Here is a 15,645-nt window from a genome sequence, read left to right on the forward strand (position 1 = left end):
CGCTGCCATCAGGCGGTTGCCTGGTCTGCCCGTACCGGCAGCAGGCATTGCGGGTTCATCAGTCCCTGCGGGTCCAGCGCGCCCTTGATGGCGCGCATCATGGTGAGGGCCACGGGCGACTGGTACTGCTGCAGCTTGTCCACCTTGAGCGCGCCCACGCCGTGCTCGGCGGAGAACGAGCCGCCGAACGCGGCCACGGCCTCGTAGACGAGATGGTTCACGCGGTCTTCCTGGTCGCGCAGGAAGGCCTTGGCATCGCCCTCGGCCGGCGCCTGCACGTTGTAGTGCAGGTTGCCATCCCCCAGGTGGCCGAAATTCACCAGGCGCACGCCCGGGATCTCGCGCTGCAGCAGTGCATCCGCATGCTCCACGAAGGCCGGGATGCGGGAGATGGGCACGGAGATGTCGTGCTTGATGTTCAGCCCTTCCTCGGCCTGTGCGAGCGGAATGTTCTCGCGGATGTGCCACAGCTGGTGCGCCTGGGCGAGGTTCTCCGCCACCACGGCGTCCACCACGCAGCCGGCATCGAAGGCGGTCTCCAGCAGTGACTCGAAGCGGGCGCGGGCGTGCTCCTCGGATTCACTGTCGCTGTTTTCCAGCAGCACGCCGTAGGGCAATTCCTCCTGGTCGATGAAGGGCACGCGCAACTGCGGCATGTGTTTGTTCACGAGGCTGAGCGCGAAGCGGCCCATGACCTCGAAGCCCGTCAGGCCGGCACCGAGGTGGCCATGGGCCAGCGCGAGCAGCTGTACCGCATGCGCCATGGACGGTACCGCGGCCCAGGCCGTGAGGCTGGCTGCCGGACGGGGGTAGAGCTTCATGGTGGCGGCGGTGATGATGCCCAGCGTGCCCTCGCTGCCGATGAACAGGTCGCGCAGGTCGTAGCCGGTGTTGTCCTTGCGCAGGCCCTTCAGCCCGCTCCAGACCTCGCCCTGCGGCGTGACCACTTCCAGCCCCAGGCACAGGTCGCGCGTGTTGCCGTAGCGCACCACCTGCGTTCCGCCGGCGTTGGTGGCGAGGTTGCCCCCGATGGTGCAGCTGCCTTCGGCTGCCAGGCTGAGCGGAAAGAGCAGTCCGGCCTTTTCTGCCGCGTCCTGCAGGTTCTGCAGGATGCAGCCGGCCTCCACCGTCATGGTGAGGTTGTCCGCATCGACGTTGCGCACCGCATTCATGCGCGTGAGGCTCAGCACCACCTGCGTGCCCGATGCATCGGGGATGGAGCCCACCGCCAGGCCGGTATTGCCGCCCTGGGGCACCAGCGCCGTGCCGTGGGCGGCGCAGGCTTTCACCACGGCTGCCACCTCGGCGGTGCTGGCCGGACGGACCACGGCCAGGGCCTTGCCACGGGCTCGCCGGCGCCAGTCCTGCTCCCAGGCCGTGAGGTCGCCATCGGCCAGGACATGGTGGGCGCCGACGATCTGGCGCAGGGTGTCGATCAGGGAGGCGGTCATGGAAATCTTCTCGCAGCAACGGAACGGAACGGAACAGGAACGCAGGGCGGCAGCGGCGGACCGGTGTCAGCCTGGAGGTGTGGCGGAGCGCGTCCGCGCAGTGCGGACGCCTGCATGGCGCTGCCGGAGCCGCACGTGGAGGGCGCATGCCGTGAACAGGCCCAGGCAGAGCACGATCTCGACGCATGCCAGCCAGCGGCCCGGCGGGGCATCGCTCCACGCGCGCACCACCCCTTCGGTGAAGTACAGCCACACCACCAAGCTGACCCAGCGGTAGGTGTACATGCGGCGCTTGAGCAGGCCCGCCAGCGGGAGGGCGAGCGGCAGGGCCTTGAGTGCCAGCCAGGAGCCGCCGGGGCGCAGCGGCGCCAGCCAGAGTTCCCAGGCCAGGCACAGGACGATGAGGCCCAGCAGGCTGCCCACGGCGAGCCAGCGGGTGAGCGCGACGGTGGGGGCCGATGGGGCGGGGATGGACGCGGAGGATGCAGGCATCGGGATGGCATCATATCGGCCATGTCCATTGCCCACCTCGCGCAGCGCTTCGAAGCCGTGCTGTCGGACCTGTCGCGCTTTCCCTGGCGCACGACCGCGCACACGCTGCGCGAGCGCTTCCGGGAAGACCGCCTGGGTCTCACGGCCAGCAGCCTGACGTTCACCACGCTGCTGGCACTGGTGCCTTTCTTCACCGTGGCGCTGGCCATTTTCACGGCCTTCCCGATCTTCCGCACGCTGCAGACGGGGTTGCAGCGCTGGCTGGTGGACAGCCTCGTGCCTGACAGCATTTCACGGCAGGTGCTGGGATACCTGACCCAGTTCGCCGCCAAGGCGAGCGGGCTGGGGGTGGCGGGTTTTTCCATCCTGCTGGCCACGGCCCTCGCGCTCATCCTCACGATCGACCGCACGCTCAACAACATCTGGCGCGTGCCCCGCTTGCGCCCGCTGGGGCAGCGGGTGCTGATCTACTGGGCCGTCATCACGCTCGGACCCCTGGTGCTCGCCGCGAGCCTGGCACTGACCACGTCGGTTGCCTCCAGCGCATCGCGCGGCCTCGAAGGTGCGTTGCCGGACAGCGCCCGGCTGCTGTTCGACTCCATCGAATTCCTGCTGCTGGCCGGGGGCACGGCGGCGCTGTACCGCTATGTGCCCAACACACAGGTGCGTTGGCGGCATGCCTGGTCCGGCGGGGTATTCGTGTCGGTGGGCATCGAGGTGGCCAAGAAGGTGCTGGGGCTCTACATCGCCTCCGTGCCCACCTATTCGGTGCTCTACGGCGCTTTCGCGACCCTGCCCATCCTGCTGGTCTGGATCTACGTGGCGTGGGTGATCGTGCTGCTCGGCGCGGTGGTGGCGGCCTACCTGCCCAGCCTGCTCACGGGGGTGGAGCGAACCGCCAACGAGCAGGGTTGGAGCTTTCAGCTGGCGGTCGAGGTGCTGCAGCAATTGCATGCAGCCCGCTGCACGCCACAGCGCGGGCTGGATGCCGGCGGACTGGCCCAGGCGCTGCGCGTGGATGTACTGCAACTCGAGCCGGTGCTGGAAGTGCTGACCGGGCTGGACTGGGTCGTGCAGGTCAACGAGGCGGCCCATGGAGCGGCCGACGACGAAGCTCCTCGGTATGTGCTGCTGGCGGAACCTGCCACCACCTTGCTGGAGCCTCTGGTGCAGCGGCTGCTCGTCGAGCGTGGAGAGAGCCTGGAGCGCTTCTGGGGCAACACCGGCATGGCCGTGCTCAAGCTCGCCGACGTGCTTCCCCGGCCCGGTGCTGCAGTGGCCGGTACCGGGGCTTCGTGAGGCACGCCCGCTCCGCGCAGTCCTGAATAGCTTTCAGAGGCTGCGGCCGGCCGCGGTGCCTGACAGCACGGCGCCTTCGAGGGTGGCGGGATAGGGCCCCGCGACATAGTCGCCGCAGGCCACCAGGCCGGCGACGATGTCCTGCGCAGGTCGATCCAGTGCAGGCACGCAGGCGAAGGTGGCGCGCTTTTCGACCACCGTCCGCAGCACCTGCAGCCCCTCCAGCCCCAGTTGTTCCCGTGCCTGCCGGAGGACGGCCTGCTCCAGCACCGTCCGCTCGCCTTCGAACGCGCTGGCCACGAACGCGAGCAGCCCTGGCTCACCGCCCAGGCGACCGCGGTCGAACACGAACTGGGCCGGAGCCCCGGGACCGCTGTGCAGGGCCAGCATGGGGGCATTTGCTGCCAGCGCAGGTGGCAGAGGCCCGGCCGCCTTCGTGTACACGGTGGCGATGGCGGTGAAACGCAGTGCCGCCGCGGCGGCCGCCCATGTTCGCAGGGCTGCGGCGGGGCGCGGCGGGGCTGTGTCCGCCGCTGCGGCCACCAGCCGGGCGGCCTCGGTGCTCGTGGTCGCCACGATGACGGCGTCGAAAGCCTGGCCATCCAGGCGCCAGGCCTGACCTCCGCCGCCCGGGGCGATCTCGAGGGACTGGATGCGTCGGCCGGCATGCACGGCATGCCCGTGGGCCTGCAGCCAAGCAGCCGCAGCCTCGGGCCACAACGCGCTCAGGTCCCGGCGAGGCAGCAGCAGGTGGGAACCGCCACGCCCACTGAACAGGCTGTCGCGCAGCACCCGCAGGAACACGGCGCCGCTGGCGGCCCCGATCGGCGTATTGAGCGCAGAAACGCACAGGGGATCGATGAATTCGCGCAGCAGCCGCCCGGAAAGCCCTTGGCAGAGCTCTTCCACGGTGACGTGTGGTGGGCAGCGAAACCCTGAAAGCCGCCAGCGCACCGCGCGGCGCAGCAGGGCCATGCGGTCGGCCAGGGGCCAGCCACGGGCTCCCGCGATGCCCCGGATCGCATCCCAGGGCGGCGCCGCGTCGGGAAAGCGCAGTCCCTTGCCATCCGGGAACACGAGCGCGAGCGGGGTGCGCAGCAGCGCGGCATCGGGATCGATGCCCACCAGTTGCATCAGCCGCAGGCATTCGGAGTAGGCGCCGATCAGGATGTGCTGGCCGTTGTCCAGGCGGCCGGGGGCCTGGGTGTTTGCGCCTTCCGCAGGCGCCAGGGCACGGGCACGGCCTCCCAGCATGCGGGCTGCCTCGAAGACGGAAACGGTGTGGCCTGCCTGCGCGGCAGCGATGGCCGCGGCCAGGCCGGCCCAGCCCGCGCCGATGATGGCCACCTGCATGGCGTCAGCCGACAGTGCGAGGGCAGGGGGCCACCCTGCGGGTGCGACAGGCGGCCAGGGGCGGGCTTGGCCGGAACGAGCGGCGCAGCGCCATCACATCCGCCCCAGCGCCTGCATCTTCCACGCCAGCCACAGCTTGCGCAGGGGCGTGAGTGCGATCCGCTGGTGCAGCACCTGGAACTGGTCCCTCTCGATTTCCCGCAGCAGGGTCCGGTAGATGCTGGCCATCATCAATCCGGGCTTCTGTGCCCGCCGCTGGTCGCCCGGGAGCAGGGAGAGCGCCTTGTCATAGAGACCATGGGCGCGTTCGGCCTGGAAGCGCATCAGCGCCGTGAAACGGTCGGAATACTGCCGCTTCAGGATTTCGTGGGCCTTGACGTCGAACTGCTGCAACTCTGCCACGGGAAGGTAGATGCGGCCCATCATCGCGTCCTCGCCGACGTCCCGGATGATGTTCGTCAGCTGGAACGCGAGGCCCAGGGTATGGGCGTACTCCACGGTGCGCTCGTCGGAAGGGCCGAAGATGCGGGCCGCCACTTCGCCGACGATGCCGGCCACCAGGTGGCAATACCGTGAAAGGCCCTGGAAGTCCAGGTAACGGGTCTGCTCGAGGTCCATCTGGCATCCCTCGATCACGGCCTGCAGGTGGCGCTCCTCGATGCCGTAGGTGCCGGTGTGCGGCATCAAGGCCTGCATCACGGGGTGCGTAGGGGGCTGGCCTGTGAACGACCGGGCGACTTCCGCCTGCCACCAGGCCAGTTTGGTACGGGCCACGCCGGCGTCCGACACCTCGTCCACCACATCGTCCACCTCGCGGCAAAAGGCGTAGAAGGCGGTGATGGCAGCCCGCCTGGCGGGGGGGAGGAACAGGAATGCGTAATAGAAGCTGCTGCCGGACGCCGCGGCTTTTTGTTGGACGTACTGTTCCGGTGTCATGAAGGAGGATTGTCCCATGCAGAAGCAGCATCCCGAGCCCGTACGTACGCCGCAAAGAGCACGGACGCGGATGCCGGAAGAGGGGGCATATCGGCCGGATGAAAAACAAAAAAGGCCCCGAAGGGCCTTTTTGCTGAACACCCGCATTGCGCATGTTCCATATATGGAGCGGGAAAAGAGTCTCGAACTCTCGACCTCAACCTTGGCAAGGTTGCGCTCTACCAACTGAGCTATTCCCGCATTGGATGTTGATTCGTTGCCTCGTCAACAAGCCTTGAATTGTAGCACTGTTTTATGGTGCTTTGCCAAGTGGGCTTGAACACCGATCGATGTACAAGCCACTGTCCGTATCTGGAGGCGCGGGCCGGAGTCGAACCGACCTACACGGATTTGCAATCCGGTGCATAACCGCTTTGCTACCGCGCCGAAGATGCTTCCCTTGGCAAAAAGGGGAAGCTTTGGCTTCCCCTTTTTTGGAGTCTGGAGCGGGAAAAGAGTCTCGAACTCTCGACCTCAACCTTGGCAAGGTTGCGCTCTACCAACTGAGCTATTCCCGCATTTACCGAAGCCTTGCATTCTACAACGTTTGGCGTCGATGAAGTGAATTGTAGCGCACTTTTTGGGTGGTTCCGGAAAAATTTCGCGTTCAATGCTTCACGGAGTCCGTGGAGCCCTGCGCCTGGCGGTTTTCCCGGGCAGTGATGGACGCGGCGATCTCTTCTTCCGTCAGTGCGATCGGCTTGCGTTCGAGGGCAACTTCCAGCACCTTGTCGATCCACTTGACCGGAATGATCTCCAGGCCGCTCTTCACGTTGTCCGGGATCTCCTGCAGGTCCTTGACGTTCTCCTCGGGGATCAGCACCGTCTTGATGCCGCCACGCAGCGCCGCGAGCAGCTTTTCCTTCAGTCCGCCGATGGCCGTGACCTCGCCGCGCAGGGTGATCTCGCCGGTCATCGCGACATCGCTGCGCACGGGGATGCCGGTGAGGGCCGATACGAAGGCCGTGGTCATGGCAGCACCGGCGCTCGGGCCGTCCTTGGGCGTGGCACCGTCAGGCACGTGGATGTGCATGTCGCGTTTCTCGAACACCTCGTCCTTGATGCCCAGGCGGTGGGCGCGGCTGCGCACCACGGTGCGGGCAGCTTCGACGGATTCCTTCATGACGTCGCCGAGCGAGCCCGTGCGCGTGATGGTTCCCTTGCCGGGCATGGTCGCGGCTTCGATGGTGAGCAGGTCGCCACCGACCTCGGTCCACGCGAGGCCGACCACCTGGCCTACCTGGTTCTGCTGCTCGGCGCGGCCGTAGGTGTGCTTGCGCACGCCCAGGTATTCGGCCAGGTTGTCTGCCGTGACCACCACCTGGGGCTCGAGCTTCTTGAGCTGCAGGCCCTTGACCACCTTGCGGCAGATCTTGGAGAGTTCGCGCTCGAGCGAGCGCACGCCTGCCTCACGGGTGTAGTAGCGGATGACGTCGCGCACCGCGCTTTCCTCGACCCGCAGTTCCTCGTCCTTGACGCCGTTGTTGACCATCTGCTTGGGCAGCAGGTACTTGATGGCGATGTTCGCCTTCTCGTCTTCCGTGTAGCCCGAGAGGCGGATGACTTCCATCCGGTCCAGCAGGGCAGGGGGGATGTTCATGGAGTTCGAAGTGGCGACGAACATCACGTCGCTCAGGTCGAAATCGACCTCCACGTAGTGGTCGCCGAACTTGTGGTTCTGCTCCGGGTCGAGCACTTCCAGCAGTGCGCTGGAGGGGTCTCCGCGGAAATCCGTGCCCAGCTTGTCGATCTCGTCGAGCAGGAAGAGCGGATTGCGGGTGCCGACCTTGTTCAGGCTCTGCAGCACCTTGCCGGGCATGGCGCCGATGTAGGTGCGGCGGTGGCCGCGGATTTCCGCCTCGTCGCGCATGCCGCCCAGCGCCATGCGCACGTACTTGCGGCCCGTCGCCTTGGCGATGGACTGGCCGAGCGAGGTCTTGCCGACCCCGGGCGGGCCCACCAGGCAGAGGATGGGGGCCTTGACCTTGTCCACGCGCTGCTGCACCGCGAGGTATTCGAGGATGCGGTCCTTGACCTTGTCCAGGCCGTAGTGGTCCTCGTTGAGCACTTCCTCCGCGTTGGCGAGGTCGTGCTTGATCTTGGTGCGCTTGCTCCAGGGCAGGCCGGTAAGGACCTCGATGTAGTTGCGCACGACGGTGGCTTCCGCCGACATGGGCGACATCAGCTTGAGCTTCTTGAGTTCGCTCTCGGCCTTCTTGCGCGCGTCCGCGGGCATCTTCGCGGCCTTGATCTTCTTCTCGATCTCCTCGATGTCCGCGCCTTCCTCGCCCTCGCCCAGTTCCTTCTGGATGGCCTTCACCTGCTCGTTCAGGTAGAAGTCGCGCTGGTTCTTCTCCATCTGGCGCTTGACGCGGCCGCGGATGCGCTTGTCCACGTTGAGGATGTCCACTTCGCGGTCGAGCTGCTCGAACAGGTTCTCGAGGCGTTCCTTCACGTCGGCCAGGTCCAGCACGGCCTGCTTGTTCTCCAGCTTGAGGGGCAGGTGGGCGGCGATGGTGTCGGCCAGGCGGCCCGGATCGTCGATGCTGGCGATGGAGGTGAGGATCTCGGGCGGGATCTTCTTGTTCAGCTTGACGTACTGGTCGAACTGCTGCATCACCGCGCGGCGCAGCGCTTCGATCTCGCTGGGCTTGTGGTCGCCGTCGCTGGCGGGCACGGGCGTCACGGTGGAGGTGAAATGGCTCTCGTGGTCCTCGATGGAGGCGACCTGCGCCCGCTGCTGGCCTTCCACCAGCACCTTGACGGTGCCGTCGGGCAGCTTGAGCATCTGCAGGATGGTGGAGACGCAGCCCACATCGAACATGTCGGAAACCAGCGGCTCGTCCTTGGCCGCCGTTTTCTGGGCCACCAGCATGATGCGCCGCTCGGCGTCCATGGCCAGTTCCAGGGCCTTGATGCTCTTGGGCCGGCCCACGAACAGCGGAATCACCATGTGGGGGAACACCACCACATCGCGCAGGGGCAGCAATGGGAGGTCGATGGGGGTGGCTGGCAGGGGGGTATGTCCGGACATGGGAATCCTTGTGAAACTGAGTGGAATATGGTCCACCAGCCGGTATTTTCAACCCGCGGCACCATCCTGGATGAGCGGGGCCGCGGCAGGGTATCCGGCCGCGGGCGCGCACCTCCCCGGCAGGGGAGGGCGGCTCAGGCCTTCTTGGCCGCTTCCCGGTAGACGAGCAACGGGGCCTTGTTTTCCTCGATGGTGGATTCGTCCACCACGACCTTCTCCACGTTGCTGGTATTGGGGAGATCGAACATGGTCCCGATCAGGGACTGCTCGAGGATGGAGCGCAGGCCGCGGGCGCCGGTCTTGCGGGCCAGGGCCTTGCGGGCGATGGCCTTCAGGGCGGCGGGGCGGATCTCCAGCTCCACGCCTTCCATGGCGAGCAGCTTGCTGTACTGCTTGACCAGGGCGTTCTTGGGCTCCGTGAGGATCTGCACCAGGGCGTCCTCGCTGAGTTCCGCCAGCGCCGTGACCACGGGCATGCGGCCGACCAGTTCGGGGATGAGGCCGAACTTGATCAGGTCTTCCGGCTCGATCTCGGTGAACACCTCGGTGAGCGAGCGCTGCTTCTTGCTCTTGACGGCGGCACCGAAGCCGATGCCCGAGGCCTCCGTGCGGTTCTCGATGACCTTCTCCAGGCCGGCGAAGGCGCCCCCGCAGATGAACAGGATGTTGGTCGTGTCGATCTGCAGGAAATCCTGGTTGGGATGCTTGCGGCCACCCTGGGGGGGGACGCTGGCCATGGTGCCCTCGATCAGCTTGAGCAGCGCCTGCTGCACCCCTTCGCCGGAGACGTCGCGCGTGATGGACGGGTTGTCGGACTTGCGGGAGATCTTGTCGATCTCGTCGATGTAGACGATGCCGCGCTGCGCCCGCTCGACCTCGTAGTTGCAGCTCTGCAGCAGCTTCTGGACGATGTTCTCGACGTCCTCGCCGACGTAGCCGGCCTCGGTGAGCGTGGTGGCGTCGGCCATCACGAAGGGCACGTCGAGCATGCGGGCGAGGGTCTGGGCCAGCAGGGTCTTGCCCGAGCCGGTGGGCCCGATCAGCAGGATGTTGCTTTTCGCGAGCTCGACCTCGTCCTTGCCTGCCTTGTCCTTGTGGCGCAGGCGCTTGTAGTGGTTGTACACGGCCACGGCCAGGGTGCGCTTGGCGATTTCCTGGCCGATCACGTAGTTGTCGAGGTTGGCCTTGATCTCCGACGGGGTCGGCAGGTCGCCGCGGGAATCCCGCGCGCCTTCGGTGGAGGGCAGCTCGTCGCGGATGATCTCATTGCACAGGTCGATGCACTCGTCGCAAATGAAAACCGACGGGCCAGCGATGAGTTTCTTCACCTCGTGCTGGCTCTTGCCGCAGAAGGAGCAGTAAAGGGTTTTTTCGCTGGAAGAGCCTTTTTTCTCGGCCATGGGGGCATTGCCTCGTGTTGCGGGAACTGTGGGCGGGATGATAACGAAATGGCGGCGGACGCTTTCCCCGGGAGGAAAGCGCCGCCGGAGGCAACGCCGCCGGTCAGGGACGCTGGGTCACCACCTGGTCGACCAGGCCGTATTCCTTGGCCTCGTCGGCAGTGAGGAAATAGTCGCGCTCGGTGTCGGCCTTGACCTTTTCCAGGGGCTGTCCGGTGCGTTCCGCCAGGATGCGGTTCATCTGGTCCTTGGTACGCAGGATGTCCCGTGCATGGATCTCGATGTCCGTGGCCTGGCCGCGGGCGCCGCCGAGCACCTGGTGGATCATGATCTTCGAATTGGGCAGCGAGAAGCGCTTGCCCTTGGCGCCGGCCGCCAGCAGGAAGGCGCCCATGCTGGCCGCGAAGCCCAGGCACATGGTGGACACGTCCGGCTTGATGAACTGCATCGTGTCGTAGATGGCCATGCCGGCCGTCACGCTGCCGCCGGGGGAATTGATGTAGAAGGAAATGTCCTTGTCGGGGTTCTCGCTCTCCAGGAACAGCAGCTGTGCCACGACCAGGTTGGCGGTCTGGTCGTTCACCTCGCCGATCAGGAAGACGATCCGCTCCTTGAGCAGGCGCGAATAGATGTCGTAGGACCGCTCGCCGCGTCCCGACTGCTCGATCACCATGGGAATCATGCCCAGGGCCTGTGTTTCCAGTGCGCTCATGTTTTCTCCAGTCATGCAGATACTGTACCGAGAAATGAATTGGGGCCTGTGCTCGCCAGCACAAGCCCCGGATGGCAGGCAGGAGCCGGCGCGCTGCGGATGCATGCGCCGGCGCCGCGGTTTCAGCCCTGGCCCATCAGTTCGTCGAAGGAAATGGCCTTGTCCGTGACCTTGGCCTTGTCCAGCACGAAGGCCGTGACGTTGTTCTCGATGACCACGGCCTCGACTTCGGCCAGGCGCTGGCGGTCGCCGAAGTACCAGCGGACCACGTCCTCGGGCTTCTCGTAGCTGGCGGCGAGCTCGTCCACGTGCGCCTTCAGCTGCTCGGGGGTGGCGTGCAGGTTGTTGGCGCGCACGAGTTCGGCCACGACCAGGCCCAGGCGCACGCGGCGCTCGGCCTGCGGACGGAACACGTCCTCGGGGATCTCGGCCTTGTCGGCGTCCTTGATGCCGCGCTGCTTCAGGTCGGCACGGGCGCCTTCGAGCAGGCGGGCGATCTCGGACTGCACGCTGGCGTTGGGCAGGTCCAGCTCGGCCTTGGACACCAGGGCTTCCATCACGGCCTGCTTGTTGCGGGCCAGCAGGCGGAACTTGACCTCGCGCTCGAGGTTCTTCTTGATGTCGGCGCGCAGGCCTTCCACGGTGCCGTCGGCGATGCCCAGGGACTTCGCCAGCTGCTCGTTGACTTCGGGCAGGTGGGCTGCCTCGATCTTCTTCACGGTGACCAGGAAGTCGGCGGTCTTGCCGGCCACGTCCTTGCCATGGTAGTCCTCGGGGAAGGCGAGGGGGAAGGTCTTGCTCTCGCCGGCCTTCATGCCGCGCACGGCGTCTTCGAATTCCTTGAGCATCTGGCCTTCGCCCACCAGGAACTGGAAGTCTTCGGCCTTGCCGCCGGAGAACGTCTCACCGTCGATCTTGCCTTCGAAGTCCACGGTCACGCGGTCGCCGTCTTCGGCAGGCGTGCCCTGGGCGCGCTGGGCGAAGGTGCGGCGCTGCTTGCGCAGGATGTCGATGGTCTTGTCGATGGCGGCGTCGGTGACGTCGGCGGAGATCTTCTCGACCTCGGCCGTGGACAGGTCGCCGATCTTCACTTCGGGGAACACCTCGAACACGGCGTCGAAGGTCACCTGGCCTTCGGGAGCGCCTTCCTTCTCGGTGATGCGGGGCTGGCCGGCGACGCGCAGGTTGGCTTCGTTGGCGGCCTGGGCGAAGGCTTCGCCGACCTTGTCGTTCAGCACCTCGTATTGCACGGAGTAGCCGTAGCGCTGGGCCACGACGTTCATCGGCACCTTGCCGGGACGGAAGCCGTCCATCTTCACCGTGCGGGCCAGGCGCTTGAGGCGCGAGTCCACTTCCGACTGGATGGCGGTCAGGGGCAGGCTCAGCGTGATCTTGCGCTCGAGCTTTTCAAGGGTTTCAACAGTAACGGCCATGGCTCTTCCTCTATGTAATGGGACCGTGACGGCCGTCCCGTGCCGGGACCGCCTCACCGTGTTGTTCGTGGTGCGCGGGGGGGGACTCGAACCCCCACACCATTGCTGGCGTCAGGACCTAAACCTGGTGCGTCTACCAATTTCGCCACCCGCGCTTTTCCCACTTGGCTTTCCGCCTGCTGTTCCCAGCGGGCTACCGACAAAAAGCGGCGGACCCGGGGGACCGCCGCTGTGTGAAATTGGTCAACCTTCGATTTTACCCTGTCGGCGAAGCGTCCCCGGTCAGGCGGGTTGCGGCGGCCGCGTTTCGGGCCGCCGAACGCGGAACCACGCAGCGTACATCGCAGGCAGTGCCAGCAGCGTGAGCACCGTCGCGACGATGAGCCCACCCATGATGGCGACGGCCATCGGCCCCCAGAAGACACTGCGCGACAGGGGGATCATCGCCAGCACGGCGGCGGCGGCGGTGAGCACGATCGGGCGCAGCCGGCGCACGGCGGATTCCACGATGGCATCCCATGCCGGCACGCCGCGCGCGCGGTCGCTCTCGATCTGGTCGATGAGGATGACGGAGTTGCGCTGGATCATGCCCATGAGCGCGATCACGCCCAGCAGCGCCACGAACCCGAAGGGCCGGCCGAGCAGCAGCAGCGCACCCGCCACCCCGGCGATGCCGAGCGGACCGGTGAGGAACACCAGCACGGCGCGGCTGAAGCTGTGCAGCTGGAGCATGAGCAGTGTGAAGGTGATGAACAGCATGATGGGCACGCCCGCCGCGATGGAGGCAGAGCCCTTGGAGCTTTCCTCCACGGAGCCGGCGACCTCGATCCGGTAGCCTGCGTCTCCCGATGCATGCCATCGGGCTTCGAGCTGGCGCAGTCCGGGCAGCAGTGCCTCGGTGACGGTGGCGCCCTGCAGGCCCTCGATCACGTCGCCCTGCACCGTGATGGCGTACTCGCGGTTCTGCCGCCACATGACCCCGGGCTCCCAGGCGAACACGGGGCGCGCGATCTGGGTCAGGGGAATGGCCTTGCCCGACGCGGTGGGAAGGTAGGCGTTCGCGATGTCCGTGATGGCCTGCCGCTCGTCCGGAGGCTGCCGGAACACGATGTCGATCAGCCGGTCGCCCTCGCGGTACTGGCCGACGGTGGTGCCGGTGAACACGGTGCGTGCAGCCTGGGCGATGGACTGGCTGGTGACGCCGAGTGCGCGCGCCTTGTCCTGGTCGATCTCCAGGCGCATGGTCTTCACGGATTCGTTCCAGTTGTCGTTCACGCCGAGCATCTGCGGGTGTTCGCGCAGGATCTTGCGCACTTCGTCCGCATGCTGGCGCAGCCGCGCCGGATCGTTGCCGATCACGCGGAACTGCACGGGATACGCCACGGGCGGGCCGTTGGGCAGCAGCTTGACGCGGGCGCGCACTTCGGGGAACTCTTGCGCCAGCATCGCCGGCAGCGCGTGCCGCAGCGCTTCGCGTTGCTTCAGGTCCTGGGGCAGCAGGATGATCTGCGATACGTTGGATTGCGGGAAGACCTGGTCCAGCGGCAGGTAGAAACGCGGCACGCCCGAGCCGATCCAGGTGCTGACCGAGGTCACGCCGGGCTCCTCGACGAGGCGCTTTTCCATGCGCTTGAGCACGGCCTCGTTCGCGGCGAACGAGGTGCCTTCGGGGAACCAGGCGTCGATCAGGATTTCCGGGCGGCTGGAGTCCGGGAAGAATTGCTGCTGGACGCGCCCCATGCCCATGATGCCCAGCGCGAAGAGCAGCAGCGTGACGCCGATGGTGATCCAGCGGTGCTCCACGCACGCATCCACGGCGCGGCGGAAGGTGTTGTAGAAAGGACTGTCGAAGACCTCGTGCGGCCCTTGCTCCGCACCGGGGGCGGCTCCGGCCGGATGGTCTTGCGCCTTCGGGTGATCGGGCACCTTGAGCAGCAGCGTGCCCAGGTACGGCACGAAGTACACCGAGACGAACCACGACAGCACGAGCGCGATCACGGTGACTGCGAAGATCGCGAAGGTGTACTCACCCGTGACCGACTTGGCGATGCCGATGGGCAGGAAGCCCGCCGCGGTGATCAGGGTGCCGGTGAGCATCGGCATGGCCGTGATCTCGTAGGCGAAGGTGGCGGCGCGGACCTTGTCGTAGCCTTCTTCCATCTTCCGCACCATCATCTCGACGGCGATGATGGCATCGTCCACCAGCAGCCCGAGCGCGATGATGAGCGAGCCGAGGGAGATCTTGTGCAGCCCGATCTTCCAGTACCACATGGCCAGGAAGGTCACGGCCAGCACCAGCGGGATCGTGATGCCCACCACCAGGCCGGGGCGGATGTCCAGCGTCCAGCGGCGCCACAGCGGCTGGCGGCCGGGGCGCGTGTGCAGGCCGAGGCTCAGGAAGCTCACGGCGAGCACGATCACCACGGCCTCGATGAGGACCTTGACGAACTCGTTCACGGACGACGACACGGCGCGGGGCTGGTCCTGCACATTCACGAGGCGCACGCCGGCCGGCAGGGTCTGCTCGATGCGGCGCGCGGCTGCGTGCAGCGCTTCGCCGAGGCGGATGATGTCGCCGCCCTTGGCCATCGACACGCCCAGCGCGACGACTTCCCGGCCCTGGTGGTGCACCTTGATGGAGGGCGGGTCGATGTAGCCGCGGCGGACTTCCGCGATGTCGCCCAGCCGCAGCTGTGCACCGGAGGCGCCCCGGATCGGCATCGCGCGCAGTTCCTCGACGGCGCCGAACTGCCCGGCCACGCGGACCTGCACCTGGTCCTGCGGGGTCTGGACGGTGCCCGCGCTCTCGACGGCGTTCTGCTGGCCGAGCTGGTTCAGGACCTGGTTCATGTCCAGGCCGAGCTGGGCGAGCCGTTTCTGCGAGATCTCGATGTAGATCTTCTCGTCCTGGATGCCGAACTGCTCGACCTTGGCCACGTCCTTGACGCGCAGCAGCTGCTGGCGGATGTCGTCGGCGAAGGTCTTGAGTTCGGCCGGGCTGAAGCCTTCCGCCTCGATCGCGTAGATCACGCCATAGACGTCGCCGAATTCATCGTTGAAGAAGGGCCCCTGCACGCCCTGCGGCAGGGTGGCGCGCATGTCGCCGATCTTCTTGCGCACGGTGTACCAGACGCCGGCCACCTCGCCGGGCGGGGAAGAATCCTTGATCTCGAAGATGATCTGCGACTCCCCCGGCTTGGAGTAGCTGCGCATGCGGTCCGCGTAGGGCACCTCCTGCAGGGTGCGCTCGAGCTTGTCGGTGACCTGCTCCGCCACCTGCTGCGCCGTGGCGCCGGGCCAGTAGGTGCGCACCACCATGGCGCGGAACGTGAAGGGCGGATCCTCGTCCTGGCCGAGCTGGAAGTAGGCGGCGATGCCCAGCACCATGAGCACCACCATGAGATAGCGCGTGAGCGCGGGATGGTCCAGGGCCCATCTGGACAGGTTGAAGCCCCCGGACGGCTGCGGTTGCGATGTCGCTTGTTCCATGGGGTGC

Annotated in this window: 10 protein-coding genes and 4 tRNA genes; 1 reads left to right on the forward strand and 13 read right to left on the reverse strand. The window is 66.6% G+C overall.

What is annotated here, in order from left to right; translation table 11 throughout:
- Positions 1-8 precede the first annotated feature (8 nt).
- Together ACGHC0_RS07810 and ACGHC0_RS07815 are read right to left on the reverse strand one after the other, a co-directional pair.
- On the reverse strand, positions 9-1,451 hold the full coding sequence (locus ACGHC0_RS07810) for an FAD-binding oxidoreductase (RefSeq protein WP_415267861.1): 1,443 nt from the start codon (positions 1,449-1,451) through the stop codon (positions 9-11).
- Between the two features lie 66 nt (positions 1,452-1,517).
- On the reverse strand, positions 1,518-1,943 hold the full coding sequence (locus ACGHC0_RS07815; RefSeq protein WP_368354691.1) for a DUF2069 domain-containing protein: 426 nt from the start codon (positions 1,941-1,943) through the stop codon (positions 1,518-1,520).
- 21 nt (positions 1,944-1,964) lie between these two features.
- Between ACGHC0_RS07815 and ACGHC0_RS07820 the strand changes: the two genes are divergently transcribed.
- Positions 1,965-3,242 (forward strand): YihY family inner membrane protein, encoded by a 1,278-nt coding sequence (locus ACGHC0_RS07820; RefSeq protein WP_415267862.1) that lies wholly within the window; start codon positions 1,965-1,967, stop codon positions 3,240-3,242.
- A gap of 33 nt (positions 3,243-3,275) precedes the next feature.
- Here ACGHC0_RS07820 and hpnE read toward each other — a convergent pair whose 3' ends face one another.
- From hpnE to ACGHC0_RS07875, 11 genes are all read right to left on the reverse strand, one after another.
- On the reverse strand, positions 3,276-4,595 hold the full coding sequence (gene hpnE, locus ACGHC0_RS07825; RefSeq protein WP_415267863.1) for a hydroxysqualene dehydroxylase HpnE: 1,320 nt from the start codon (positions 4,593-4,595) through the stop codon (positions 3,276-3,278).
- Between the two features lie 93 nt (positions 4,596-4,688).
- Positions 4,689-5,531, reverse strand: a complete 843-nt coding sequence (hpnD, locus tag ACGHC0_RS07830; protein ID WP_415267864.1) for a presqualene diphosphate synthase HpnD — start codon at positions 5,529-5,531, stop codon at positions 4,689-4,691.
- A 164-nt stretch (positions 5,532-5,695) separates the two neighbouring features.
- Positions 5,696-5,771 (reverse strand) — tRNA-Gly (locus ACGHC0_RS07835).
- 112 nt (positions 5,772-5,883) lie between these two features.
- A tRNA-Cys gene (locus tag ACGHC0_RS07840) sits at positions 5,884-5,957 on the reverse strand.
- Positions 5,958-6,012: 55 nt separating this feature from the next.
- A tRNA-Gly gene (locus ACGHC0_RS07845) sits at positions 6,013-6,088 on the reverse strand.
- Positions 6,089-6,177: 89 nt separating this feature from the next.
- On the reverse strand, positions 6,178-8,604 hold the full coding sequence (gene lon, locus ACGHC0_RS07850) for an endopeptidase La (RefSeq protein WP_368354695.1): 2,427 nt from the start codon (positions 8,602-8,604) through the stop codon (positions 6,178-6,180).
- A gap of 134 nt (positions 8,605-8,738) precedes the next feature.
- The gene (gene clpX, locus ACGHC0_RS07855; RefSeq protein ID WP_011794599.1) at positions 8,739-10,004 is read right to left on the reverse strand and encodes an ATP-dependent Clp protease ATP-binding subunit ClpX; all 1,266 of its coding nucleotides are present in this window, start codon (positions 10,002-10,004) and stop codon (positions 8,739-8,741) included.
- A 103-nt stretch (positions 10,005-10,107) separates the two neighbouring features.
- A complete protein-coding gene (gene clpP / locus ACGHC0_RS07860; RefSeq protein WP_011794600.1) occupies positions 10,108-10,716 on the reverse strand; it encodes an ATP-dependent Clp endopeptidase proteolytic subunit ClpP in 609 nt (202 codons plus the stop codon).
- A 122-nt stretch (positions 10,717-10,838) separates the two neighbouring features.
- Positions 10,839-12,149, reverse strand: a complete 1,311-nt coding sequence (tig, locus tag ACGHC0_RS07865) for a trigger factor (RefSeq protein ID WP_368354697.1) — start codon at positions 12,147-12,149, stop codon at positions 10,839-10,841.
- 68 nt (positions 12,150-12,217) lie between these two features.
- A tRNA-Leu gene (locus ACGHC0_RS07870) sits at positions 12,218-12,304 on the reverse strand.
- A 127-nt stretch (positions 12,305-12,431) separates the two neighbouring features.
- Positions 12,432-15,638, reverse strand: a complete 3,207-nt coding sequence (locus tag ACGHC0_RS07875) for an efflux RND transporter permease subunit (protein ID WP_415267865.1) — start codon at positions 15,636-15,638, stop codon at positions 12,432-12,434.
- Positions 15,639-15,645: the final 7 nt, after the last annotated feature.

The sequence above is a fragment of the Acidovorax sacchari genome (assembly GCF_042847045.1).
Classification (GTDB): Bacteria; Pseudomonadota; Gammaproteobacteria; order Burkholderiales; family Burkholderiaceae_C; genus Paracidovorax; species Paracidovorax sacchari.

Bases quoted from the DNA above. Each gene is read 5' to 3' on its own strand.
- ACGHC0_RS07815 (WP_368354691.1), bottom strand. From the start codon at position 1,943: ATGCCTGCATCCTCCGCGTCCATCCCCGCCCCATCGGCCCCCACCGTC.
- hpnE (WP_415267863.1), bottom strand. From the start codon at position 4,595: ATGCAGGTGGCCATCATCGGCGCGGGCTGGGCCGGCCTGGCCGCGGCC.
- tig (WP_368354697.1), bottom strand. From the start codon at position 12,149: ATGGCCGTTACTGTTGAAACCCTTGAAAAGCTCGAGCGCAAGATCACG.
- lon (WP_368354695.1), bottom strand. From the start codon at position 8,604: ATGTCCGGACATACCCCCCTGCCAGCCACCCCCATCGACCTCCCATTG.
- ACGHC0_RS07875 (WP_415267865.1), bottom strand. From the start codon at position 15,638: ATGGAACAAGCGACATCGCAACCGCAGCCGTCCGGGGGCTTCAACCTG.
- clpP (WP_011794600.1), bottom strand. From the start codon at position 10,716: ATGAGCGCACTGGAAACACAGGCCCTGGGCATGATTCCCATGGTGATC.
- hpnD (WP_415267864.1), bottom strand. From the start codon at position 5,531: ATGACACCGGAACAGTACGTCCAACAAAAAGCCGCGGCGTCCGGCAGC.
- ACGHC0_RS07820 (WP_415267862.1), top strand. From the start codon at position 1,965: ATGTCCATTGCCCACCTCGCGCAGCGCTTCGAAGCCGTGCTGTCGGAC.
- clpX (WP_011794599.1), bottom strand. From the start codon at position 10,004: ATGGCCGAGAAAAAAGGCTCTTCCAGCGAAAAAACCCTTTACTGCTCC.
- ACGHC0_RS07810 (WP_415267861.1), bottom strand. From the start codon at position 1,451: ATGACCGCCTCCCTGATCGACACCCTGCGCCAGATCGTCGGCGCCCAC.